Below are 23,278 nucleotides of genomic sequence, written 5' to 3'. Positions count from 1 at the left end.
AGAAGGGGAGGGTCAGCCGACCTTCTTGGCGTTCTCGATCGCCTCGGCCAGGTTGTCGAGCAGCGGCGTGCACTTGTCGTAGGACAGGATCGGCTCGGGGGAGCGGGCGATGACCTGGCCGGCCTTGACCGCGGGGAGCTGCTTCCAGGTGCCCTCGGCGATGTCCGCCGGCTGGATGGTGGAGGCGCGGTCGTCCATGATGATGACGTCGGCCGGGTACTTGTCGACGTTCTCCCAGCTCAGGGACTCGAACCAGCCGCCGGTCGCCTTCTTGGCGTCCTCCGAGGGCTCGACGAAGTTCACGCCGAGGGCCTTGAAGTACTCCAGGTCGACGGAGAGGTTGGTGCCGGAGACGTAGAACAGCTCGGCGCTCGCGGAGCCGGCCAGCACCCGGATCTCCGGCTTGGCCTTGGCGGCGGCGCGCAGCCGGGCCGCGGCCTTCTCGAAGGCGGCCTTGGCGTCGGTGACCTTCTTCGCCTTCATGTCGGCGCCGAGCGACTCGGCCAGCTCCCACATGCGCTGGAGCGGCTGGGTGAGCTGGCGGTCGAAGACGGAGATGGCGACGCTCGGGGCGAGCTTGGCGACCTTGTCCTTGGAGTCCTCGGGAACGGACCACAGGGTGCCCGCGGTGTCGAAGGTCGTGGTGACGAGCAGCTCGGGGGCGAGGGTGGCGTACTTCTCGACGTTGAGCTTGCCCCACTCGTTGCCGAGGACGGTGACCTTGGCGACGTCGAGGTCGCCGGCCTGGACGTCGGGCTTGCCGTCCTTGGTCGTGGTGGGGCCGAAGACGCCCTTGACCTGGACGCCGTAGTCGTGGAGGGCGGCGGCGACGCCGGTGAAGGCGACGATGCTCGTGGGGGCCTTCTCGAGCTTCACGGTCGTGCCGCGGTCGTCCTTGAAGGACCAGGGGCCGGACTCGGCGGCCGCCTTGTCGTCCGAGCCACCGCTCTTGGCGTCGTCGTCACCGCAGGCCGTGAGCGCGGCGCCGAGGCCGAGGGCGCCGCCCGCGGCGAGGATTCCGCGGCGGGTCAGGTGGGTAGCTCTGGCGTTGGGCATGGTGTGGCTGCTTTCGAACGGTGCGGAGCCTCCGCGGGACAAGTTCAAGGTAGGTTAGCCTAACCTCAGATCTTGTCCAGTGGCGGGGCTGTGACCGCCCCGCCCCGCCGTCCGGCGCCTAGCCGACCAGGCCCAACTCCCGGGCGATCAGCATCCGCTGGACCTCGCTGGTGCCCTCGCCGATCTCCAGGATCTTCGCGTCCCGCCACATCCGGGCCACGGGGTACTCGTTCATGAAGCCGTAGCCGCCGTGGATCTGCGTCGCGTCCCGGGCGTTGTCCACCGCGACCGTCGACGAGTACAGCTTCGCCAGCGCCGCCTCCTTCTTGAAGGGCTCGCCCGTCACCAGCCGGGAGGCCGCGTCGCGCCAGGCGAGCCGGGAGGTGTGGGCCTTCATCTCCATGTCGGCGATCTTGAACTGGATGGCCTGGTTGGCGCCGATCGGCTTGCCGAAGGCGTGACGTTCCTTCGCGTAGGCGACCGACTCGTCCACACAGCCCTGCGCGAGCCCCGTGCCCAGCGCGGCGATGGCGATCCGCCCCTCGTCCAGGATGCGCAGGAACTGGGCGTAGCCCCGGCCCTGTTCGCCCAGCAGGTTCGCCGCCGGGACCCGGACGTCGGAGAAGGACAGCTCACGGGTGTCCGAGGCGTTCCAGCCGACCTTCGAGTACGGGGCGGCCACCGTGAAGCCCGGGGTGCCGGAGGGGACGATGATCGCCGAGATCAGCGGACGGCCGTCCGGCTTGCGGCCGGTGACCGCCGTGACGGTCACCAGGCCCGTGATGTCCGTGCCCGAGTTGGTGATGAAGCACTTGGTGCCGTTGATGACCCACTCGCCGGTCGCCTCGTCCAGGCGGGCCGTCGTCCGCGTCGCCCCCGCGTCCGAACCGCCGTCGGGTTCGGTCAGGCCGAAGGCGCCGAGGATCTCGCCGGAGCACAGCCGGGGCAGCCACGCGCGCTTCTGCTCCTCGGTGCCGAACAGGTGCAGGGGCATCGCGCCCAGCGAGACGCCCGCCTCCAGGGTGATGGCCACCGACGAGTCGACGCGGGCCAGCTCCTCCAGGGCGATGCCGAGGGCGAGGTAGTCGCCGCCCATGCCGCCGTACTCCTCCGGGAACGGCAGGCCGAACAGGCCCATGCGGCCCATCTCCCGGACGATCTCGTACGGGAACTCGTGCCGCTCGTAGAAGTCGCCGATCTTGGGCGCCACGACGTCGTGGGCGAACGCCTCCACCGTGCGGCGGAGGTCCTCGAGTTCGGGGGAGAGCTTGTGGTCCATGCTGTCACTGCTCCTGGTGGGAGAGGGCTCGAACGGTCCGGGACGGGCTGGGTCGGCCCAGGTGGGCGGCCATCCAGACGCTGGTGGCGACGAGACGGCCGAGGTCGATGCCGGTGTCGATGCCGAGGCCGCGCAGCATCCACACGAGGTCTTCGGTGGCGAGGTTGCCGGTGGCGGACTTGGCGTAGGGGCAGCCGCCGAGCCCGCCGGCGGAGGCGTCGACCGTGGTGACGCCGTGCCGCAGCGCGGTCAGCGTGTTGGACAGGGCCTGGCCGTAGGTGTCGTGGAAGTGGACGCCGAGCGCGTCCACCGGGACACCGGCGCCGGTCAGCGCGGTGAGCAGGGCGCCGACATGGCCCGGCGTCGCCACCCCGATGGTGTCGCCCAGGCTGAGTTCGTCGCAGCCCATGTCCAGCAGGGCCCGGCACACCTTCACCACCTGCTCGACGGGGACCGGCCCCTCCCACGGGTCGCCGAAGCACATCGAGAGGTAGCCCCGTACGTGAAGGTCCGCCTCCTTCGCCCGCGCCACCACCGGCGCGAACATGGCCAGCGCCTCGTCCACCGTGCGGTTGAGGTTGGCCCTGGCGAAGGACTCGGTGGCGCTGGCGAAGACCGCGACGCGGCGGGCGCCGAGCGCCAGCGCCCGGTCGAGGCCCCGCTCGTTGGGGACCAGCACGGGCAGGTCCACCGGCAGACCGGCCACCGCGGGGAACAACTCCTCCGCGTCGGCCAGCTGCGGCACCCACTTGGGGTGCACGAAGCTCGTCGCCTCGATGGTGGTCAGGCCGGTGCCGGCCAGCCGGCGGATGAACTCCGCCTTCACCTCCACCGGGACGACCGCCTTCTCGTTCTGCAGGCCGTCGCGCGCACCCACCTCGTGGACGCGGACGCGGGCGGGCAGGCCCTCGGCCGGTACGACCATGGGCAGGCCCGTCTCCGGGGTGTTCATGCCGTCTCCTCCTCGCCCTCGCCGGCCGGGGTGATGACCGCCAGCACCTGGTCCATGGCGACCGTCGTGCCCGGCGCCACGTCCAGTTCGGCGACGGTGCCGGCATGCGGGGCGGAGATGACGTGCTCCATCTTCATCGCCTCCACGACCAGCAGGCTCTGCCCGGCGGCCACCTCGTCGCCGACGGCGACCTTCACCACCGTCACCGTGCCCGGCATGGGCGCGGTCAGCGAGTCGGCGCCCGCGTGGGCGGCGCCCGTGAGGGAGGCGGCGACCGGGTCGTGGTCGCGCACGTGCCAGGCGTCGCCGTCGCGGCCCAGCCAGTCGGCGGCGCGGTGGAAGGTGTGCCGGACGCCGTCCAGGGTCACCGACACGCGGTCCTCGGTGACGGTGTGGGTGCCGCGCGGAGTGTGTTCCACCGGATCGGTGACGCGCAGGGGGAAGGCGACCGGCTTCGGCTCGCCGCCCGTGCGCCAGCCGCTCGGCACGGAGAACGGGTCGATCCAGCCGTCCCCGCGCGGACGCAGCGCGTCCAGCCGGACGGCCGCCGCCGCCTCGTACACCTCCTCCGGTACGCCGGTGGGCACCAGGCCGTCGACCTCGCGCTCCACCAGCCCGGTGTCCAGCTCGCCCGCCACCACCGCCGGGTGGGCCAGCAGCCGCCGCAGGAAACCGGCGTTGGTCTGCACGCCCAGGGTGACCGTCCCGGCGAGGGCCGCCCGGAGCCTGCGCAGGGCGGTCGCGCGGTCGGGGCCGTACGCGATCACCTTGGACAGCATCGGGTCGTAGAGGCTGCCGACCTCGCTGCCCTCGCTGAGCCCCGAGTCGGTGCGCACGCCGTCGCCCTGGGGCTCGTGCAGCCGCAGGACCGTGCCGCCGGAGGGGAGGAAGCCGCGCGAGGGGTCCTCCGCGCACAGCCGCGCCTCGACCGCGTGCCCGGTCAGCCGTACGTCCGCTTGCGTGAACCCGAGCGGCTCGCCCGCCGCCACCCGCAGCTGCCACTCCACCAGGTCCAGGCCCGTGACCAGCTCGGTCACCGGGTGCTCCACCTGGAGGCGGGTGTTCATCTCCATGAAGTAGTACTGCGAGGGGTCGCCGCCCGGCACGATGAACTCCACCGTGCCCGCGCCCCGGTAGCCGCAGGAGCGGGCCGCCTGCACGGCCGCCTCGCCCATCGCGGCGCGGGTCGCCTCGTCGAGGAGCACGCTGGGCGCCTCCTCGATGATCTTCTGGTGGCGCCGCTGGAGCGAGCACTCGCGCTCGCCCAGGTGCACCACGTTGCCGTGGCCGTCGGCCAGCACCTGGATCTCGATGTGCCGGGGCCGGTCGATCCACCGCTCCACGAGCAGCGTGTCGTCACCGAAGGAGGCGCGGGCCTCGCGGCGGGCGGCGGCGATCTCGTCGGCGAGCGCGGCGGCGTCCCGCACCAGGCGCATGCCCTTGCCGCCCCCGCCGGCCGACGGCTTCAGCAGCACCGGCATCCCGATCTCGCGGGCCGCCTCGGCGAGCTGCCCGTCCGTCAGCCCGCTGCCGCTGGAGCCGGGCACGACCGGCACCCCGGCCGCCTTCACCGTCTCCTTGGCGCGGATCTTGTCGCCCATCAGGGCGATGGCGTCGGCGGGCGGTCCGATGAAGACCAGCCCCGCCTCCTCGCAGGCCCGCGCGAAGGCGGCGTTCTCGGCGAGGAACCCGTACCCCGGGTGCACGGCCCGCGCCCCCGTCCGGGCCGCCGCCTCCAGCAGCCGCTCGACGGACAGATAACTCTCCGCCGCCGGCGCCGGGCCGATCCGTACCGCCTCGTCGGCCTCCCGCACGTGCCGCGCGTCCGCGTCGGCGTCGGAGAAGACCGCCACCGAGCGCACACCCAGCGCACGCAGCGTCCGGACGACGCGCACCGCGATCTCCCCGCGGTTGGCCACCAGAACCGTGTCGAACATCAAGCTCCCCATCGCGCTTCCCATCGAAGTCCCCTCCTCACATCCGGAAGACGCCGAACCGGGGCTCACCCAGCGGCGCGTTGGCACACGCGGTCAGGGCCAGACCCAGCACCTGCCGGGTGTCGGCGGGCTCGATCACCCCGTCGTCCCACAGGCGGGCGGTCGCGTAGTAGGCGTTGCCCTGGTGCTCGTACTGCGCGCGGACCGGCGCCTTGAAGGAGTCCTCCTCCTCGGCCGACCACTCCTCGCCCCGGGCCTCCAACTGGTCCCGCTTGACCGTGGCCAGCACGGACGCGGCCTGCTCGCCGCCCATGACGGAGATCTTGGCGTTGGGCCACATCCACAGGAAGCGCGGCGAGTACGCCCGGCCGCACATCGAGTAGTTCCCCGCGCCGTACGACCCGCCGACGACCACCGTCAGCTTCGGCACGCGCGTGCACGCCACCGCCGTCACCATCTTGGCGCCGTGCTTGGCGATGCCGCCCGCCTCGTAGTCCCGGCCGACCATGAACCCGGAGATGTTCTGGAGGAAGACCAGCGGGATGCCGCGCTGGTCGCACAGCTCGATGAAGTGGGCGCCCTTCTGGGCGGACTCGGAGAAGAGGATGCCGTTGTTGGCGACGATGCCGACCGGGTGGCCGTGGATGCGGGCGAAGCCGGTGACCAGGGTCTGCCCGTACTCGGACTTGAACTCGGCGAACCGGGAGCCGTCCACCACCCGCGCGATGACCTCGCGCACGTCGTAGGGGGTGCGGGAGTCGACCGGCACCGCGCCGTACAGCCCCTGCGGGTCCACCTTGGGCTCGACGGCGGGCTCCACACCCCAGGGGAGCGAGCCGCGCGCGGGCAGCGTGGAGACGATCTGCCGCACGATCCGCAGCGCGTGCGGGTCGTCCTCGGCCAGGTGGTCGGTCACCCCGGACACCCGGGAGTGGACCTCGCCGCCGCCCAGCTCCTCCGCGGTGACCACCTCGCCGGTGGCCGCCTTCACCAGCGGCGGGCCGCCCAGGAAGATCGTCCCCTGGTTGCGGACGATCACCGCCTCGTCGCTCATCGCGGGGACGTACGCGCCGCCCGCCGTGCAGGAACCGAGGACGGCGGCGATCTGCGGGATGCCGGCGCCCGACATCCGGGCCTGGTTGTAGAAGATCCGGCCGAAGTGCTCCCGGTCGGGGAAGACCTCGTCCTGCATCGGCAGGAAGGCCCCGCCCGAGTCGACGAGGTACAGGCACGGCAGCCGGTTCTCCAGCGCCACCTCCTGCGCCCGCAGGTGCTTCTTCACGGTCATCGGGTAGTACGTGCCGCCCTTGACGGTGGCGTCGTTGGCGACGATCACGCACTCCCGGCCGCTCACCCGTCCGATCCCGGCGATCACGCCCGCGGCCGGGGCCTGTCCGTCGTAGAGCCCGTCGGCGGCGAGCGGCGCCAGCTCCAGGAACGGCGAGCCCGGATCGAGCAGCGTGTCCACGCGGTCGCGGGGCAGCAGCTTGCCGCGCGCGGTGTGCCGGGCCCGGGCCCGCTCGCCGCCGCCCAGCCGGGCCGCGGCCAGCTTGGCGCGCAGCTCGTCCACGAGGACGCGGTGCGCCTCCTCGTTGGCCCGAAAGGCCTCTGAGGCGGGATCCGCCGCCGTCGTCAGCTCCGGTGCCTCGTGCATCCTGCGGTCCCCTCACCCGATGGTCGATCAGTTAATGAGCGTTAACGCATGTCCCCACAGGTTAACGACCGCTAACCTCCCTGTCTAGAATCGGCACCATGACCACCAGGACCGACGCCCCCACCCGCCGCGAGCAGATCCTCAAGGAGGCCGCCCGGCTCTTCGCCGAGCGCGGCTTCCACGGCGTCGGCGTCGACGAGATAGGCGCCGCGGTGGGGATCAGCGGCCCCGGTCTCTACCGGCACTTCGCCGGCAAGGACGCGATGCTCGCCGAGCTGCTGGTCGGGATCAGCGACTCGCTGCTGACCGGGGCGAAGCGGCGGCTGGCGGAGGCCGGGGCCGAGGGGATGGCGGGGGTGACCGGCTCCGGAGCCGGTGCCGGGTCGGGCGGGGGTGCGGAGGCGGTCCTCGATTCGCTCATCGAGGGGCACATCGACTTCGCCCTCGACGACCGCCCGCTCATCACCCTGCACGACCGCGAGCTGGACCGCCTCCGGGACGCCGACCGCAAGATGGTGCGGCAGTTGCAGCGGCAGTACGTCGAGCTGTGGGTCGGGGTGGTGCGCGAGGTCTACCCGGCCGTCGCCGAGCCCGCCGCCCGCTCCGCCGTTCACTCGGTCTTCGGCCTCCTGAACTCCACCCCGCACCTCGGCCGCCCCGGCGTCCTCCCGGGCCGCGCGGCCACGGCGGCGCTGCTGCACCGGATGGCGCGGGGGGCGTTCGCGGCGGTGGGGGAGGGCCGGCGCCCGGGCGGCGGGGAGTGACGAGGGTTACCCACCTCCCGCTCTGGACGCCTCTCCCTACCCGCCGGTACGGTGAAGTCTGAGCAAGCGCTTAGACACGTATCCTGGAGGTGGCGCTGTGCGCCGTACGGTGTTCAACGAGGACCACGAGGCGTTCCGGGAGACCATCCGCGCCTTCATCGAGGCCGAGGTCGTCCCCGTCTACGACGAGTGGTTCGCCGCCGGCCAGGCGCCGCGAGACTTCTACTACAAGCTCGGCGAGCTGGGCATCTTCGGCATCAACGTGCCGGAGGAGTTCGGCGGCGCGGGCATGGACAGCCACAAGTTCGAGGCCGTCCTCTACGAGGAGACCGCCCGCGCGGGCGTGCAGTTCGGCGGCTCCGGCGTGCACGTGCTGCTCGCGCTGCCCTACATCAACATGCTCGCCTCCGACGAGCAGAAGAAGCGCTTCCTGCCGAAGTTCGTCTCCGGCGAGGAGATGTGGGCCATCGCGATGACGGAGCCGGGCACCGGTTCCGACCTCGCGGGCATGAAGTCCACCGCGAAGCTCTCCGAGGACGGCAGCCACTACGTCCTCAACGGCGCCAAGACCTTCATCACCGGCGGCGTGCACGCCGACAAGGTGATCGTCTGCGCCCGCACCGCCGCGCCCACGGCCGAGGACCGCCGCCACGGCATCTCCCTGTTCGCCGTGGACACCAAGTCCGAGGGCTACTCGGTGGGCCGCAAGCTGGACAAGCTGGGCCTGCGCACCTCCGACACCGCCGAGCTGGCCTTCGTCGACGTCAAGGTCCCCGTGGAGGACCTGCTCGGCGAGGAGAACAAGGGCTTCTCCTACCTCGGCCACAACCTGGCCTCCGAGCGCTGGGGCATCGCCTTCGGCGCCTACGCCCAGGCCAAGGCCGCCGTCCGGTTCGCCAAGCAGTACGTGCAGGAGCGCACCGTCTTCGGCAAGCCGGTGGCCGCCTTCCAGAACACCAAGTTCGAGCTGGCCGCCTGCCAGGCCGAGGTGGACGCCGCCGAGGCCGTCGCCGACCGCGCGACCGAGGCCCTGGACGCCGGCGAGCTGACCCCCGCCGAGGCCGCCAGCGCCAAGCTGTTCTGCACCGAGGTCGCCCACCGCGTCATCGACCGCTGCCTCCAGCTGCACGGCGGCTACGGCTACATGAACGAGTACCCGATCGCCCGCCTGTACGCGGACAACCGCGTCAACCGCATCTACGGCGGCACCAGCGAGGTCATGAAGATGATCATCGCGAAGGACATGGGCCTGTAGAGCGTCCGAGGACCACCGAGCCAGGACCCACAGAACCACAGGACATGAGCGAAGCACTCCAGTCCCTCCTCGACCTGCTCGACCTCGAGCGGATCGAGGAGGACATCTACCGCGGCCGCTCCCGCTCCGCCGTCGTCCCCCGGGTCTTCGGCGGGCAGGTCGCCGCCCAGGCGCTGGTCGCCGCCGGGCGCACGGTCCCCGAGGACCGGCTCGCGCACTCCCTGCACGCGTACTTCCTGCGCCCCGGCGACCCCGGTGCCCCCATCGTCTACAACGTCGACCGCCTGCGCGACGGCCGCTCCTTCACCACCCGCCGCGTGGTCGCCGTCCAGCACGGCAAGCCGATCTTCGGCCTGTCGGCGTCCTTCCAGACGTACGAGGAGGGCCTGGACCACCAGGCCCCGATGCCGGCCGCGCCCGACCCGGCGACGCTGCCCACCGGCGAGGAGCGGCTGCGGAGCTACCCGCACCTGCCCGCCGACACCGTGGAGCGTTTCCTCCAGGCCCGGGCCGCGGTGGACCTGCGGTACGTCGACGACCCGCCCTTCGGCGCCTTCGGCACCCCCCGCGAGCCGCACTCCCAGGTGTGGTTCCGCACCAACGGCAAGCTCGCCGACGACCCCCTGCTGCACGTCGTCCTCGCCACGTACGTCTCCGACATGACCCTCCTCGACTCGGTGCTGCTCGCGCACGGCCGGGGCGGCTGGGCCGTCGGTGACGTCGTCGGGGCCTCACTGGACCACGCCATGTGGTTCCACCGGCCGTTCCGCGCCGACGAGTGGCTGCTCTACGACCAGGAGTCGCCGTCGGCCTCGGGCGGCCGGGGCCTCGGCCAGGCGCGCATCTACACACAGGACGGGCGGCTCGCCCTCACGGTCATCCAGGAAGGCGTGGTGCGCGTCCCTCGGGAACACTGAGGGCATGGCGGAACCTGCGCGCGGGAGACCTGAGACGGACGGCGGCGAGAGCACCTTCACGGTGCTCGTCGCCGCCTTCGCCAATCTGGGCATCGCCATCGCCAAGGCGCTCGCCGGCGTGGTCAGCGGGTCCAGCGCGATGCTGTCGGAGGCCGCCCACTCGGTCGCCGACACCGTCACCGAGGTACTGCTGCTGACCTCGCTGAAGCGCAGCGTGCGCCCCGCCGACGAGGACCACCCCCTCGGCCACGGCCCCGAGCGCTACATCTGGGCGCTGCTCGCCGCCGTCGCCACCTTCGTCGGCGGCGCGGTCTTCGCCCTCTACGACGGCGTCCACACCCTCACCCACGGCGAGGAACCCGGCGACCCCCTGGTCGCCTACCTGGTCCTCGCCGTCGCCTTCCTCCTGGAGGGCTACTCCCTGCGCACCGGCCTCCGGCAGGCGCGCGGGGAGGCCCGCCGCCACAAGGTGCCCTTCGGCCGCTATCTGCGCCGCACCCCCGACACCGCCGTCAAGGCCGTCGTCCTGGAGGACTCCGCCGCCCTGGCCGGGCTGCTGCTCGCCGCCGGGGGCCTGCTCGGCGGGCAGCTGACCGGCTCCGGCGTCTGGGACGGCGTCGCCTCCCTCTGCATCGGCGCCCTGCTGCTGTACGTCGCCTGGGTGCTGGGCCGCTCCAACGCCGAGTTCCTCATCGGCCGCCCGCTGCCCCGCAGCGTCCGGGACCGGATCCGGGCGGAACTGCTGGCCGTGGAGCACATCGAGGCCGTACTGGAGCTGACCACCCTCCTCCAGGGTCCGCGGGAGGCGCTGGTCGCCGCCAAGGTCGACTTCCGGGACGTGTCGACGGCGGCGCAGGTCGAGTGGGCGTGCGAGCGGGCCGAGCAGCGGCTGCGGGAGGAGTTCCCGGTGGTGCGCCGGGTCTACCTGGACCCGACGCCCGGTTTCGCGCAGCGCCGCTCCGAAGGGCTGAACCCCTGGCCGTGACGGCGGGCCGGACGAGCCACCGGCTCAGCGCAGTCCCGCCTCCGCCAGCAGGTAGGCCGTCATGGGGTCGTAGTGGCGCGGGCTGACCACGTGGTCGTCCAGCGGCACCGCCACCTGGAGGATGCCCTCGGACTCGGCCAGGAAGAGGGCCGGGTCGTTGCAGTCGGCGTAGCCCACGGAGTCGACGCCGTGCTGACCGGCGTACCCCGCCCAGCCGTGGTCGGCGACGACCAGGTCGGGCAGCGGGCGGCCCGCACGCTCCAGGCCGGTCAGGATCGCCTTCATCGGCTCACCCGAGTGGGTGTGCCACAGCGAGGCGCCGTGCTCCAGCACCGCCACGTCCGCGAACTGCTGGACGTACCCCTCCTCCGTCGTCAGCCCCTCGGGGATCACGACGATCTCGCAGCCGGCGGCGCGCAGCGCGTCGGCCGTCGCGCGGTGCACGTCGAGCAGGCCGCCCGGGTGGCCGGTCGCGAACAGGACGCGCTGCCCGCCGTCCGCCGCCTTGCGCAGCCGGCCGGCCATGCGCTCCAGCGCGGCCACCGTCAGCTCGGGGTCGATGGTGTCCTGCCCGAAGCGGTGCTCCGGGTCGTCGTTGACACCGACCCGCTCCGCCATCACCGCGAGCACGTCCTGCTCGTCCGTCCAGCGGTCGCCCAGCTCCAGACCGAGCCAGAAGTTGCGGTCGCCGTTCGCCAGCTTGCGGTAGTGGGAGAGGTTGTTCTCGCGGGGCGTGGCGACGTCGCCCGCGATACGCGTCCTGACGAGGTGTTCGGCGAGTTCGGCGCGGCTGGGTGTCCCGGATATCGGCATGGCTCCATTGTGGGGCAGCCGACCGCCGCGAGTCTCCGGCGCGGCGCCCGCTGGGACACGGGTCACCTCCCCGCCCCGCCGGTCACGTCCGGCGCAGCGCGAACCACAACTCCATGCGGACGTCCGGGTCGTCGAGGTCGGCGTCCAGCAGGGCCGCGCAGCGCGCGATGCGCTGCCGCACGGTGTTGCGGTGCACGGACAGGGCGACGGCGGTGCGGTCCCAGCTGCCGTGCAGGGACAGCCAGGCGCGCAGGGTCTCGGTGAGCGCCGGGACGGCCGCGATCGGCCCGAGCAGCGCCCGGGCGTGCGCCTCGGCCTCGCCGTCCGGCACGAGGTCGGCGAGCGCGGGCCGGTCGGCGTGCCGGACCAGCGGCACCCGCGTCGCCCGCGCCCGGGCCAGCGCACGCGCCGCCTGGGCGTCCGCGGCCGGCCACTCGCCCGGGGCGACGGGGACACTGACGCCGAGCGTCCAGCCGGGCTGGGGGGCGGGGGTCTGCCGCGGGGCGGGGGCGGGGCTGGGGTTGGTGGCGGCCGGGTTCGGGTCGGCGGCGGCCCGGGGGGTGGGGGCCGTCCGAGGGGCCGGGGCGCCAGGGTCCCCGTCGGAGGTGGAGGCCGGGGGCCGGGGAGCGGGAGCGGGTGCCGGTGGGGCCGGGACGAGTACCCGTACGACGTCCCCGGCGGGGTCGACCAGGGGCGAGCCGAGGGCCGCGCCCAGGGCGGAGGCGGAGATCGGGTCGGGTGTGCCGGTCGTGGGACGGGCGTGCACGACGTACCAGTGGGCGCGGTCCTCACCGTCCGCCGTACCCAGCAGCGGCGCGACCTCCTCCGGGCGGGCGCCCAGCAGCAGCCGCACCAGCGCCGAGGAGCGGGCCGCGCCGGTGCCGCTGCGCTGCTCGCCGGTCAGGAGGGAGAGCAGCACGGCGGCGACCGACGCGATCGTGTGGTCCCCGGGCTCCCGCTGCGGGGCCGCCACTCCGAGGACGAAGTCCTGCCCGGCGCCGAGGGCGTAGACGGCGAGCCGGGTGCCGGCGACCGTGTCCGTGGCGGTGGTGGAGGCGTGCCCGGTGACGAAGCGGGCCAGCCCCGCCAGCGCCCGCCGTGCCTCCCCCGCGGGCTCCCGCCCCGCCGCCGCGATCTCCGCCCCCTCCGGCCCGTACAGCACCGCCCGCCCGTCGAGCCGGCCGGCGAGCCTGCGCAGCACGGACGGCACCGGGTCCGGACGGGCGGCCGCCGCGGCCAGGGCCTGCTGGGCCTCGGAGACCCGGCGCAGCTCGGCCGTCCTGGCCCGGCCCATCAGCTGCCACACCGCACGGGCCACGCCCGAGAACGTCGTCCGCGGCGGCACCTCCACCAGCGGCAGCCCGTGCCTCTCACAGGCCGCGACCAGCTCCGCCGGCACGGTGTCGTGCACCGGCGCCACCCCGAAGCCGAGCGCCGCGCCGCCCGCCGCGACGATCCGGGACACGTAGGCGTCGAAGTACCCGGCCCCCGCGTCGCAGCCGGCCCCCGCCCCGTCCGCGGACCCCGCGTCGCGCCCGCCTCCCGCGCCCGCCCCCGGCGGGATGTGCACGCCCGCCGTCAGCAGCAGCTCACCGCCCAGCAGGTACGGGTACGGGTCGGACATCTCCGAGGTGTGCGCCCCGTGGACCGTCACGTCCGCCGCCGGGCCGCCGGTGACCTGGCGCAGCCCCAGGTCCTCGCGGGCCAGCAGGGCGGCCAGCGGCACGGGAGGGGTGGGGGGCGTGGCGGGCGTCACGGGCCGGGAGGGAACGACCGGTTCCGGCATGGTGGACCATTCCTCCAGTCCAGCGGCGGCAAGTGGATGAAACGTACACTTCGCAGTCGCATTTCAGCCACCTAGGGTCAACCTCGACCGGCGGCCGCGGGTACGGGCGGATGTCCCCGCGACCAGCCACCGGACACGTCCCCACACGTCCCACTGCACGACACGCCACCGAGAGTGCGCGAAGGAGGCCCCCTCATGGCCGTCGACTACATCGTGATCGTCGTCTATCTCGCCGGCATGCTGGCCATGGGCTGGTGGGGCATGCGCCGCGCCAAGTCGAAGAGCGAGTTCCTGGTGGCCGGGCGCCGCCTCGGACCCGCCATGTACTCCGGCACCATGGCGGCGATCGTCCTCGGCGGCGCGTCCACCATCGGCGGCGTCGGGCTCGGCTACCAGTACGGCCTGTCCGGCGCGTGGATGGTCGTCACCATCGGCCTCGGCATCCTCGCGCTGTCCGTCTTCTTCTCCGCCCGCATCGCCCGGCTGAAGGTGTACACCGTCTCCGAGATGCTCGACCTGCGCTACGGCGGCCGGGCCGGCATCATCTCCGGTGTCGTCATGTGGGCGTACACGCTGATGCTGGCCGTCACCTCCACCATCGCCTACGCCACGATCTTCGACGTCCTCTTCGACGTGAACCGCACCCTGGCGATCGTCCTGGGCGGCTCCATCGTCGTCGCGTACTCCACGCTGGGCGGCATGTGGTCCATCACGCTCACCGACATGGTGCAGTTCGTGGTGAAGACCATCGGCGTGCTGCTCCTGCTGCTGCCCATCGCGGTCGTCAAGGCCGGCGGCTTCGGCGAGATGAAGGCGCAGCTGCCGACCGAGTACTTCGACCCGCTGGGCATCGGCGGCGAGACCATCTTCACGTACGTGCTGATCTACACCTTCGGCATGCTCATCGGGCAGGACATCTGGCAGCGCGTCTTCACCGCGGGCAGCGACCGCACCGCCAAGTGGGGCGGCACCGTCGCCGGCACCTACTGCCTGGTCTACGCCGTCGCCGGCGCGATCATCGGCACGGCGGCCAAGGTCCTCTACCCGAAGCTCTCCAGCCCCGACGACGCCTTCGCCACCATCGTCAAGGACGAGCTGCCCATGGGCGTGCGCGGACTCGTCCTGGCCGCCGCCCTCGCCGCCGTGATGTCCACGTCGTCCGGCGCCCTCATCGCCTGCGCCACCGTCGCCAACAACGACATCTGGTCGCGGCTGCGCGGCGTCGTGCGCGGGACGCAGGGCGAGGCGGACGAGCCGCACGACGAGGTGAAGGGCAACCGCGCCTTCATCCTCGCGATGGGCGTCGCGGTGATCCTCATCTCGATCGCCCTCAACGACGTCGTCGAGGCACTCACCGTCGCCTACAACCTCCTCGTCGGCGGCCTCCTCGTCCCCATCCTCGGCGGTCTGCTGTGGAAGCGCGGCACCGCACAGGGTGCCCTCGCCGCCGTCGCGGTCGGCGGCCTCGCCGTCGTCGGCCTGATGGCGGGCTACGGCATCCTCGCCAACGAGCCCGTCTACTACGGTCTCCTGGCCTCCCTCGCCGTCTACGTCGCAGTGTCCCTGACGACCCGGCCCACCGACGAGGCGACCCTCGCCGCCTGGCGCGAACGCCTCGCCGGCCGGGCGCCCGAACCCCAGTCCGAACCGGCTGTCCCGGCTCCCCAGTAGAGTCGGACGGCGGTAGTACATACGCGACGAAGCGTAAGAAGGAAGGCAGTACATGAGCAGCAACGAGACGCCCCGCGGCCCCGTCGACTCCTCCCGCGTCCCGCGGTACGCCGGACCCGCGACCTTCGCCCGGCTGCCCCGGCTGGACGAGGTCGGCACGGCCGACGTCGCCGTGGTGGGCGTGCCGTTCGACTCGGGCGTCTCGTACCGGCCCGGCGCCCGCTTCGGCGGCAACGCCATCCGGGAGGCCTCCCGCCTGCTGCGCCCGTACAACCCGGCGCAGGACGCCTCCCCCTTCGCCCTCGCCCAGGTCGCGGACGGCGGCGACATAGCCGTGAACCCGTTCAACATCAACGAGGCCGTGGAGACCGTCGAGGCCGCCGCCGACGACCTCCTCGACACCGGCGCCCGCCTGATGACCCTCGGCGGCGACCACACCATCGCCCTCCCGCTGCTCCGCTCGGTCGCCAAGAAGCACGGCCCGGTCGCCCTGCTGCACTTCGACGCCCACCTGGACACCTGGGACACGTACTTCGGCGCCGAGTACACCCACGGCACCCCGTTCCGCCGCGCCGTCGAGGAGGGCATCCTCGACACCTCCGCCCTCTCCCACGTCGGCACCCGCGGCCCGCTGTACGGCAAGCAGGACCTCACCGACGACGAGAAGATGGGCTTCGGCATCGTCACCTCCGCGGACGTCTACCGCCGGGGCGCCGACGAGGTCGCCGACCAGCTGCGCCAGCGCATCGGCGACCGCCCGCTGTACATCTCCATCGACATCGACTGCCTGGACCCCGCCCACGCGCCCGGCACCGGCACTCCCGAGGCCGGCGGCATGACCTCCCGCGAGCTGCTGGAGATCCTGCGCGGCCTGGCATCCTGCAACCTGGTGTCGGCCGACGTCGTCGAGGTCGCCCCGGCCTACGACCACGCGGAGATCACGTCGGTGGCGGCCTCGCACACCGCGTACGAACTGACCACGATCATGTCCCGCCAGATCGCCCAGGAGAAGGCAGCGCAGTGACCCACGACCACGACCTGGTACTCCGTCCGACCGCCGCCCAGACGGAGGCCGCACTGCATCCTCCCGGCGGCCGCAACGGCGGGGACCTGGTCGTGGAGACCCTGGCCGGGCTCGGCGCGACCACCGTCTTCGGCCTGCCCGGCCAGCACGCCCTCGGCATGTTCGACGCGCTGCGCCGCTCGGACCTGCGCTACATCGGCCTGCGGGTGGAGAACAACGCCGGTTTCGCGGCGGACGCCTACGGCCGGATCACCGGCGAGGCGGCCCCGCTGCTGCTGTCCACCGGGCCCGGCGCGCTCACCTCGCTGGCCGCGCTCCAGGAGGCGCGGGCGGCCTCCGCGCCCGTGCTGGCGATCAGCAGCCAGATCCCCACGGCGGGTCTGGGCGGGGGCCGCCACGGCTACCTGCACGAGCTCCCCGACCAGTCGGCGTCCTTCCGGGGCGTGGTGAAGTCCGTCCACACGGTCCGCACCCAGTCGCAGATCCCGTCGGCGATCGCGGAGGCGTGGACGTCCGCGCTGACCGTCCCGCACGGCCCGGTGTGGGTGGAGATCCCGCAGGACGTCCTCCTGGCCGAGACGCCGATCCCGGTGGTGACCGGAGGCGACGCCTTCCCCGAGGAACTGCCCCCGCGCCCCGAACTGACGGCGGTCGCGGCCGACCTGCTCTCCCGCGCCGAGCGCCCCGCGATCATCGCGGGCGGGGGAGTCGTCCGCGCGGACGCCTCGAAGAAGCTGCGGCAACTGGCCGAGCGGCTCCAGGCCCCCGTCGTGACGACCTTCGGCGGCAAGGGCGCGTTCCCGTGGACGCACCCCCTCTCCCTCCAGTCCTGGCTGGAGGACCGCCACACCACGGACTTCCTGGAGGACGCCGACGTGCTCCTGGTCGTCGGCTCGGGCCTCGGCGAACTCTCCTCGAACTACCACACCTTCAAGCCCCGCGGCCGGGTGATCCAGATCGAGGCCGACCTCGGCAAACTGGAGTCCAACCACCCGGCCCTCGGCATCCACGCCGACGCCCGCCTCGCCCTCCAGGCGCTGCTGGAGACGGTGGAGGAGCGCACCGACCCGGCCGCCCCGGAGCGCGTGAGGGACGTCCTGGACCGGGTCCGCGAGCGCATCGCCGCCCAGGAACTCACCCTGGAGCAGGACGTCCTGGCGGCCGTCCGGGCAGCCCTCCCGTCCGGCGCGCCGTCCTTCTGGGACATGACCATCCTCGCCTACTGGGCGTGGTCCGCCTTCGACGCCGGGGCGCCCAACACCATGCACTCGGCGCAGGGCGCGGGCGGTCTCGGCTACGGCTTCCCGGCGGCACTGGGCGCCGCCGCGGCCGACCCCACCCACCCGGTGCTGGCGGTCTCCGGCGACGGAGGCGCCCTGTACTCCATCGCCGAACTGGCCACCGCTCGCCAGTACGACCTGAACGTCACCTGGCTCATCGTCGACGACGGCGGCTACGGCATCCTGCGCGAGTACATGACCGACGCCTTCGGCCGGCCCACGGCGACGGAGCTGACCCGGCCCGACTACGTGGCCCTGGCGGAGTCCTTCGGCGTGCCGGGCGTACGCACCTCCGCGCGGACCCTGGAGGCGGACCTCGCGAAGGCGCTGGCCTCACCGGGGCCGTCGGTGGTCGTCCTCCCGGCCGTGCTGCGGATGTTCGCGCCGACGCACCTGGACTGAGCGCGGCCCGGAGGGCTCACCAGATCGCCTCGACCCACTCCGGGTGGTCGATGAACGGGTTGCGGTTGTGCTGGTAGGTGTCGTGGATGACCTCGTTGCGGCGCTGTTCGAAGGCGTCCGGCGGGTCCTGGTCGTTCCACTCCTTCAGCACGTCGAGCCTGCCCATGTACGGGTCGCTGCCGTTGTCGACGCTGCCGTTGACCTCCAGGTCGGCGAAGCCCTCGCCGCCCTCGTAGCGGACCGCCATGTAGAAGACCATGCGGGCCACGTCGCCCTTGACGGCGTCGCGGGGCTCGAAGGAGTCGGCGTCGGTGAGGCTGCCGCCGGCGTCGGTGAAGCCGCTGCCGCCGTTGTCGAAGTCCTTGTTGTCCCGCACGCTGTTGACCCGGACGTCCTCGGGGCGCAGGTGGTGCAGGTCGGTGCCGGGGCCGGTCGAGGTGCCGAAGTCGCCGTGGGACTTGGCCCACACGTGCTCGCGGTTCCAGTCGCCGGTGTCGCCGCCGTTCAGCGACTTGGCGCGGGAGATGCCGGAGTAGAGCAGGATGACGTTGCCGCTGTCGGCCGGGTCCTGGTCGGTGACCTTCAGGGCGTCCCAGACCGCCGCGTACGAGAGCTTCGTCTGGTCGCTGATGATGGTGTGGAGTGCGGACTTGAGGGCGCTGCCCGTCTTGCCGGCCGCGTCCTCGTAGTACGCCGGGTCGTGGTCCGCGGTGGCGGCCGCGGTGGCGGGCGGGTTCGTGGCGGAGGCCGTGGCCGGGGTCGCGGCCAGGGACGGGGCGGCGAGGCCGGCGAGGACGGCGGCCGTGGCGAGGGCGACCGCTTTCCGGCGCCGTGTGCGTATCGCGAGCATGTGGGGTGTCCGATCTACGCGGGTGGAGTGGAGCGGTGGGACGAGCGTGGCATGGACATGTTGGAGGCCGGGTGGACGGTGCGTGGCGATTGCGTGATGAGGGCCCCGGCCGTCACGGCCGGGGCCCGTCATGCGTCTCCCGCGCGCGTCAGCTCAGGTCCGACGGGTCCAAGCGGTAGAGGCCCGAGGTGATCCCGGTCGAGGACGTCGAGCCGTACTCGCTCGCCTCGACGGCCGTACCGTGCTCCCGCACCCACGCGGTCACTTCGGAGCCGATCCCGGAGCCGCCGCCCATACCGCCGCCCGTGCCCTGGCCGCCGACCTGGACGTAGTGCAACTCGCCCTTCCCCACCAGGTCCTTGAGGCGGGCGAGGGTCATCGCCCGGTCGCTGCCGGACCAGCCCCACATCGAGATGACCGGCTCCCCGCTGCTGAGGACGAGCTGCGCGGCGTTCTGCGAACCGGACACCGCGAGCAGCCACTTGGCGCCGTCCCGGTGCTTCTTCAGGTAGGCGACCAGCTCGGCGCTCGCGCCGCCCGTGCCGCCGCCCCCGCTCGTAGTGCCACCCGTACCCGAGCCGTCGCCGGTGGTCGGGGCGCCACCCTGCGGGGGTGTGCCGTTCGGGGGTGCGGCGTCGGCCGCGTCGGTGCCGTCGGGTGCCTGGCCGCTGCCCGGGAGGGAGCCGTCGGCCGAGCCGTCCCGGCCGTCCCGCGGCTGCCCGCCGGGTCCCTCGCCGCCCCCGCCGGGGAAGGCGCCCGCACGGCCGCCCCCTCCGCCCGGGCCGCCCATGCCGCCGCCCGTCGACGGGCCCGCGGTCGGGTTGGTGCCGCCCATGCCACCGCCCGAACCGGCCGGTACCGACCAGGCGTACGCCGCCGGGCCGGCCACCCCGGCGACGACCGCCGCGGCCACGGACACCGCAAGCAGCCGTACCCGGCGCCCCGAACGGAAGACCAGCAGCCCCGCGATCGCCAGCGCCATGACCACCGCGATCGTCGGCCACAGCCAGGTGTTCCAGCCGGAGGCACGGCGCAGCAGCACGACGGCCCAGACGCCGGTGACGCCGAGGGCGAGGGGCAGTACCCACGCCCACCGCCGGTCGGTCCGCAGGGCGCGCAGCAGCATGGCACCGCCGCCCCCGCACAGCGCCGCGATGCCCGGTGCGAGCGCCGTCGTGTAGTACGGGTGCATGGTGCCCTCGGCCAGGGCGAAGGTCAGGTAGTGCAGGACCGTCCAGCCGCCCCACAGCACCAGCGCGGCGCGGGTGAGGTCGGTGCGGGGGGCCCGGCCGCGCAGCGCCAGGCCGCCGACGAGCGCGATGCCGGCGAAGGGGAGCAGCCACGAGATCTGGCCGCCGAGGACGTCGTTGAACATCCGTCCGATGCCCGCGGCGCCCGAGAAGCCGCCGCCTCCTCCGCCGCCCATGGTGCCGTCACCGCCGAGGATCCGGCCGAGCCCGTTGTAGCCCATGATCAGGTCCCAGGCCGTGCCGTCCGTCGAACCGCCGATGTACGGCCGCTCGGAGGCGGGCACCAGGGACACCGCCGCCGCCCACCAGAAACTGGAGACGGCCAGGGCGACCGCCGCGAGGAGCAGGTTCCTGATCCGCTTCGTCCAGCCGAGGTCCGTCGCGTACAGGTACACGACGAAGACCGCCGGCAGCGCGATGTAGCCCTGGAGCATCTTCGTGTGGAACGCGAACCCGAAGCAGGCCGCCGCGCCCAGCAGGGGCAGCAGCCGTCCGCCGCGGACCGCGCGCAGACCGAGGGCCGCCCCGCCCACCATCAGGAACACCAGCAGCGTGTCCGGGTTGTTGTCCCGGTTGATGGCGACCGTGATCGGGGTCAGCGCCAGCACCAGCGCGGCGACCGCCGCCGCACCGTGGCCCCACACCCGCCGCACACAGCTGTGGAGGATCCGGATCGTCGCCAGCGCGGCCAGGACCAGCGGCAGCATCATCTGCCAGGTCCCGTACCCGAACAGGCGGCAGGACAGCCCCATGACCATCAGGGCGAAGGGCGGCTTGTCGACGGTCAGGAAGTTCCCCGCGTCCAGCGAGCCGAAGAACCACGCCTTCCAGCTCTCGGTGCCGCTGAGCACGGCGGCGCTGTAGAAGCTGTTCAGGCCGGATGCGGACAGGTTCCAGGAGTACAGCCCCGCCGCGAGGGCGAGGATCGCCAAGAGGGCCGGCAGCGACCAGCGGGGCGCGCGGGGCGCCGGGGACGAGGGTACGGGCGGCTCGGCGGCCGCTTGCGGTGGAGCGGTGGCAGATGTCACCACACCACCGTCTCCACGGCTGATGGGCAGGGGCTGTGCTCCGACTGGGGGTGAGCTGTGCATCGCGGCCCGGGGTCACTCGGGCGCGGTGGCCCACGGGGCGAGCAGGTCACGCAGGAGTGCGGCGAAGGCGTCGTCCAGGGCGCTCTCCCGTTCCCCGTCGCCGACGGCCTCCGGACAGAGGGCGGCGGGACAGGCGATCCAGAGGACCTTCCAGGGCACCTCGTGCAGCGCGGGGTCGCTCCACACCCCGCCGCGCGGGGCGAGGGGGTGCAGCAGATCGCTGACGGCTTCCGTCACCACCCGCGCCAGGGCACCGTCCGTCGCGGTGTGCGCCCGCAGGACCGCCGCGGGGGAGGTGCGGGCGACGGCCGCGGTCGTCGGATGGCGCCGGACGCCCCGCACGACCTGCGCCAGGTGATCGACGATGCCCCGTACGGTGCCGTCGCTGGGGTGGGTGCGGTCCGCTACGACGAAGAGGTGCGCCAGTTCGGCGACCAGCGCGCGTCGATGCAGCGCGGAGGCGGTCCTCCAGTTGGCGTAGAGGAAGTTGCGGGAGGTTCCGCAGGCGCGGGCGATGGCGGTCAGGGACACGTCCAGGCCGTCGGCGCGCATCAGAGTGCGCACGGTGCCGATGACGTTCCCGGTGCTGAGGGGGTCGCGGTCGTGCCAGGGGGCGGGGCTCATGGACTCATGCTCGGGAAAGCGTGAGCGATCGAGGACCGAATGCTCACTGAGCACTCAGATGAGCGACGGGAGGACAGCGAGGGCCGCAGTGTTCACGCTTTCGAGCAGGAAGCCTTCCGTCCCGCGCGACGCCGGCCGACGACCGACGACCGACGACCGACGACCGACGGCCCGTCACCGGAGCACTTCGGGCAGCGCCTCCTGGAGCGCGGTGAGCTGCGCGCGGTACCCGGCGTTGAACTCGGTCAGGTCCCACTCGCCGAGGTTCTTGTCGAGCGCGGCCTTCCGCGGAGGCACGACGGCCGGCAGGGCACGGAACACCTCGCCCATCGCCGCCGCGTGCCGTCCCTCCTGGACCGCGGTCACCAGGTCGGCGAAGAGGTCCACCCCGAGGGCCTGGATCCGGTCGCGCGGACTGTGCTTGTCCTTCAGCTCCTCCGAGACGGTCGGCCTCGGGACGCCCGTACGCGCGAGGAACTGCAGCACCCGCAGCGTCGCGTACAGCCGCCCGGCCACCCTCTGACCGCTTTCCCTCTGTTCTGGCATGGCTCATTACTTGCCAGCGGAACGCCCCCGCATCCCACCCTTCGAAAAGCGGCCAACTTCCGTCCACACCCGCGCCCTAGGGTGACGCCCATGCGCCCGAGAACCCTCCGCACCGCACTCGCCACCCTCACCGCGGGGCTCGCCGCGGCCGGCTGCCTCACCGCCGCGGGACCGGCCACCGCGCGTGAGAGGCCCCCGGGGAACGAGTGCTCGCCCTCCGTCTCCCTCACCGGCTTCTCCGACGCCCTGGACAAGACCACCTACCCGGGCACCCACGCGGACAGCCACGCGGACACCTTCGTGGGCAACCTCTCCGCCCTCTCCCAGGACCGGCACGGCTCCCTGGCCGCCCTGTCCGACCGTTCCGTCCTCTTCCGGCTGGACGCACGGACCCTGGAACCGCGCGGTGCGCTCCCGCTCGCCGACGAGCAGGGCGCCGCGCTCGACTCCGAGGGACTCGTCGTGGACCGCGACGGCACCTACCTCGTCTCCTCCGAGACCGAGCCGTCCGTACGGCGCCACTCCCGCACCGGCGAGATCCTCGGCCGCCTCCCCGTGCCGGACGACCTGCGGACCGCCCCGGAGGGCCGCGCCCGGGCCAACGGCAGCTTCGAGGGGCTGACGATGCTCCCCGGCGGCCGGACCCTGCTCGCCTCCATGGAGTACCCGCTCGCCGGCGATCCCGCCGACCTGGTCCGCTTCCAGACCTGGCAGCGGACGGGGCGCGGCGACTTCCGGCTCGGCGCCCCGTACACGTACCGCACCGACACCGGCCTCGGCGTCTCCGAGACCACCGCGACCCCGGACGGGCGCCTGCTCGTCCTCGAACGCGGCTTCACCGCCGGCGTCGGCAACACCGTCCGCCTCCACCTGGCCGAGCGGCGTGGCACGGCCCTCCGCAAGTTCCTCCTCGCCGACCTGGCCCACTGCCCGTCCCTCGGCGCCACCGCCCGGCAACCCCAGCCCAACCCGCTCCTCGACAACTTCGAGGGGATGACCGTCACCGGCCGGACGGGGAGCCGCCTGGACGTCCTGATCGTCAGCGACGACAACCAGAGCGCCGCACAGACCACCCGCTTCCTCAGGCTCCGGGTCCGGGTCTGAACGGTGCGGCGGGATGAGATCCCCTTTGTTGCGGCGGG

The 23,278-nt window shown here is 73.1% G+C and carries 19 protein-coding genes; 8 read left to right on the top strand and 11 right to left on the bottom strand.

All coding sequences use genetic code 11. From position 1 onward, the window contains the following. Positions 1-12: 12 nt before the first annotated feature. From ACGF5T_RS13910 to ACGF5T_RS13890, 5 genes are all read right to left on the bottom strand, one after another. Positions 13-1,056, bottom strand: coding sequence for an ABC transporter substrate-binding protein (locus tag ACGF5T_RS13910; RefSeq protein ID WP_366767281.1), 1,044 nt, complete (start codon positions 1,054-1,056; stop codon positions 13-15). A gap of 118 nt (positions 1,057-1,174) precedes the next feature. Further along, positions 1,175-2,335: an acyl-CoA dehydrogenase family protein gene (locus ACGF5T_RS13905; RefSeq protein WP_356603651.1), complete on the bottom strand. Its 1,161-nt coding sequence runs from the start codon at positions 2,333-2,335 to the stop codon at positions 1,175-1,177. A 4-nt stretch (positions 2,336-2,339) separates the two neighbouring features. Continuing rightward, the gene (locus tag ACGF5T_RS13900) at positions 2,340-3,287 is read right to left on the bottom strand and encodes a hydroxymethylglutaryl-CoA lyase (RefSeq protein WP_356603649.1); all 948 of its coding nucleotides are present in this window, start codon (positions 3,285-3,287) and stop codon (positions 2,340-2,342) included. Further along, positions 3,284-5,224 carry an acetyl-CoA carboxylase biotin carboxylase subunit gene (locus ACGF5T_RS13895; protein ID WP_366767282.1) on the bottom strand — a complete coding sequence of 647 codons (1,941 nt, stop codon included), beginning with the start codon at positions 5,222-5,224 and terminating at the stop codon, positions 3,284-3,286. Before ACGF5T_RS13895 ends, ACGF5T_RS13900 begins: the two co-directional genes overlap by 4 nt. A gap of 37 nt (positions 5,225-5,261) precedes the next feature. Next, positions 5,262-6,878, bottom strand: a complete 1,617-nt coding sequence (locus ACGF5T_RS13890) for a carboxyl transferase domain-containing protein (RefSeq protein ID WP_356603645.1) — start codon at positions 6,876-6,878, stop codon at positions 5,262-5,264. Positions 6,879-6,976: 98 nt separating this feature from the next. On the opposite strand from ACGF5T_RS13890, the gene ACGF5T_RS13885 reads away from it, so the two are divergent. From ACGF5T_RS13885 to ACGF5T_RS13870, 4 genes are all read left to right on the top strand, one after another. After that, positions 6,977-7,642: a TetR/AcrR family transcriptional regulator gene (locus tag ACGF5T_RS13885; RefSeq protein ID WP_356603643.1), complete on the top strand. Its 666-nt coding sequence runs from the start codon at positions 6,977-6,979 to the stop codon at positions 7,640-7,642. Positions 7,643-7,739: 97 nt separating this feature from the next. Further along, positions 7,740-8,897: an acyl-CoA dehydrogenase family protein gene (locus ACGF5T_RS13880; protein WP_356603641.1), complete on the top strand. Its 1,158-nt coding sequence runs from the start codon at positions 7,740-7,742 to the stop codon at positions 8,895-8,897. A 44-nt stretch (positions 8,898-8,941) separates the two neighbouring features. Further along, a complete protein-coding gene (locus ACGF5T_RS13875; RefSeq protein WP_356603639.1) occupies positions 8,942-9,814 on the top strand; it encodes an acyl-CoA thioesterase II in 873 nt (290 codons plus the stop codon). Positions 9,815-9,818: 4 nt separating this feature from the next. Continuing rightward, a complete protein-coding gene (locus tag ACGF5T_RS13870; protein WP_366767283.1) occupies positions 9,819-10,799 on the top strand; it encodes a cation diffusion facilitator family transporter in 981 nt (326 codons plus the stop codon). 24 nt (positions 10,800-10,823) lie between these two features. Here the strand turns inward: ACGF5T_RS13870 and ACGF5T_RS13865 are convergent, their stop codons facing one another. Next, positions 10,824-11,612, bottom strand: a complete 789-nt coding sequence (locus ACGF5T_RS13865; RefSeq protein WP_356603635.1) for a phosphatase — start codon at positions 11,610-11,612, stop codon at positions 10,824-10,826. An 82-nt stretch (positions 11,613-11,694) separates the two neighbouring features. Then, entirely contained in the window at positions 11,695-13,398 is a 1,704-nt protein-coding gene (locus ACGF5T_RS13860; protein WP_366767284.1) for a helix-turn-helix domain-containing protein, read from the bottom strand. A 195-nt stretch (positions 13,399-13,593) separates the two neighbouring features. On the opposite strand from ACGF5T_RS13860, the gene ACGF5T_RS13855 reads away from it, so the two are divergent. Genes ACGF5T_RS13855 through ACGF5T_RS13845 form a run of 3 tightly spaced genes read left to right on the top strand, consistent with a single transcriptional unit; the run spans position 13,594 to position 17,775 of the window. Then, the gene (locus ACGF5T_RS13855) at positions 13,594-15,069 is read left to right on the top strand and encodes a sodium:solute symporter (RefSeq protein WP_361010824.1); all 1,476 of its coding nucleotides are present in this window, start codon (positions 13,594-13,596) and stop codon (positions 15,067-15,069) included. 52 nt (positions 15,070-15,121) lie between these two features. Continuing rightward, entirely contained in the window at positions 15,122-16,093 is a 972-nt protein-coding gene (speB, locus tag ACGF5T_RS13850) for an agmatinase (RefSeq protein ID WP_366767285.1), read from the top strand. Next, positions 16,090-17,775, top strand: a complete 1,686-nt coding sequence (locus ACGF5T_RS13845; protein ID WP_366767286.1) for a thiamine pyrophosphate-binding protein — start codon at positions 16,090-16,092, stop codon at positions 17,773-17,775. Before speB ends, ACGF5T_RS13845 begins: the two co-directional genes overlap by 4 nt. A 16-nt stretch (positions 17,776-17,791) precedes the next feature. Here the strand turns inward: ACGF5T_RS13845 and ACGF5T_RS13840 are convergent, their stop codons facing one another. The 4 genes from ACGF5T_RS13840 to ACGF5T_RS13825 form a co-directional block, all read right to left on the bottom strand. Continuing rightward, positions 17,792-18,625 carry an endonuclease gene (locus ACGF5T_RS13840; RefSeq protein WP_366767287.1) on the bottom strand — a complete coding sequence of 278 codons (834 nt, stop codon included), beginning with the start codon at positions 18,623-18,625 and terminating at the stop codon, positions 17,792-17,794. Positions 18,626-18,773: 148 nt separating this feature from the next. Continuing rightward, entirely contained in the window at positions 18,774-20,903 is a 2,130-nt protein-coding gene (locus tag ACGF5T_RS13835) for a glycosyltransferase family 39 protein (protein ID WP_366767288.1), read from the bottom strand. A gap of 75 nt (positions 20,904-20,978) precedes the next feature. Further along, complete coding sequence (locus ACGF5T_RS13830) at positions 20,979-21,590, bottom strand: hypothetical protein (RefSeq protein WP_356603621.1); 612 nt, start codon at positions 21,588-21,590, stop codon at positions 20,979-20,981. 174 nt (positions 21,591-21,764) lie between these two features. Then, a complete protein-coding gene (locus tag ACGF5T_RS13825) occupies positions 21,765-22,136 on the bottom strand; it encodes a hypothetical protein (protein ID WP_356603619.1) in 372 nt (123 codons plus the stop codon). 90 nt (positions 22,137-22,226) lie between these two features. Between ACGF5T_RS13825 and ACGF5T_RS13820 the strand changes: the two genes are divergently transcribed. Further along, a complete protein-coding gene (locus ACGF5T_RS13820) occupies positions 22,227-23,240 on the top strand; it encodes an esterase-like activity of phytase family protein (protein WP_366767289.1) in 1,014 nt (337 codons plus the stop codon). Positions 23,241-23,278 lie beyond the last annotated feature (38 nt).

It is taken from the genome of Streptomyces sp. NPDC047853, from assembly GCF_043204535.1.
GTDB lineage: Bacteria > Actinomycetota > Actinomycetes > Streptomycetales > Streptomycetaceae > Streptomyces.
The sequence above is the reverse complement of the archived record's forward strand: the minus strand, read 5'-3'. Positions and strand labels throughout refer to the sequence as shown.

Coding starts and splice junctions, on each gene's coding strand:
- ACGF5T_RS13820 (WP_366767289.1), top strand. CDS start 22,227: ATGCGCCCGAGAACCCTCCGCACCGCACTCGCCACCCTCACCGCGGGG.
- ACGF5T_RS13830 (WP_356603621.1), bottom strand. CDS start 21,590: ATGAGCCCCGCCCCCTGGCACGACCGCGACCCCCTCAGCACCGGGAAC.
- ACGF5T_RS13900 (WP_356603649.1), bottom strand. CDS start 3,287: ATGAACACCCCGGAGACGGGCCTGCCCATGGTCGTACCGGCCGAGGGC.
- ACGF5T_RS13875 (WP_356603639.1), top strand. CDS start 8,942: ATGAGCGAAGCACTCCAGTCCCTCCTCGACCTGCTCGACCTCGAGCGG.
- ACGF5T_RS13905 (WP_356603651.1), bottom strand. CDS start 2,335: ATGGACCACAAGCTCTCCCCCGAACTCGAGGACCTCCGCCGCACGGTG.
- ACGF5T_RS13885 (WP_356603643.1), top strand. CDS start 6,977: ATGACCACCAGGACCGACGCCCCCACCCGCCGCGAGCAGATCCTCAAG.
- ACGF5T_RS13840 (WP_366767287.1), bottom strand. CDS start 18,625: ATGCTCGCGATACGCACACGGCGCCGGAAAGCGGTCGCCCTCGCCACG.
- ACGF5T_RS13860 (WP_366767284.1), bottom strand. CDS start 13,398: ATGCCGGAACCGGTCGTTCCCTCCCGGCCCGTGACGCCCGCCACGCCC.
- ACGF5T_RS13865 (WP_356603635.1), bottom strand. CDS start 11,612: ATGCCGATATCCGGGACACCCAGCCGCGCCGAACTCGCCGAACACCTC.
- ACGF5T_RS13855 (WP_361010824.1), top strand. CDS start 13,594: ATGGCCGTCGACTACATCGTGATCGTCGTCTATCTCGCCGGCATGCTG.
- ACGF5T_RS13910 (WP_366767281.1), bottom strand. CDS start 1,056: ATGCCCAACGCCAGAGCTACCCACCTGACCCGCCGCGGAATCCTCGCC.
- ACGF5T_RS13895 (WP_366767282.1), bottom strand. CDS start 5,224: ATGTTCGACACGGTTCTGGTGGCCAACCGCGGGGAGATCGCGGTGCGC.
- ACGF5T_RS13890 (WP_356603645.1), bottom strand. CDS start 6,878: ATGCACGAGGCACCGGAGCTGACGACGGCGGCGGATCCCGCCTCAGAG.
- ACGF5T_RS13825 (WP_356603619.1), bottom strand. CDS start 22,136: ATGCCAGAACAGAGGGAAAGCGGTCAGAGGGTGGCCGGGCGGCTGTAC.
- speB (WP_366767285.1), top strand. CDS start 15,122: ATGAGCAGCAACGAGACGCCCCGCGGCCCCGTCGACTCCTCCCGCGTC.
- ACGF5T_RS13870 (WP_366767283.1), top strand. CDS start 9,819: ATGGCGGAACCTGCGCGCGGGAGACCTGAGACGGACGGCGGCGAGAGC.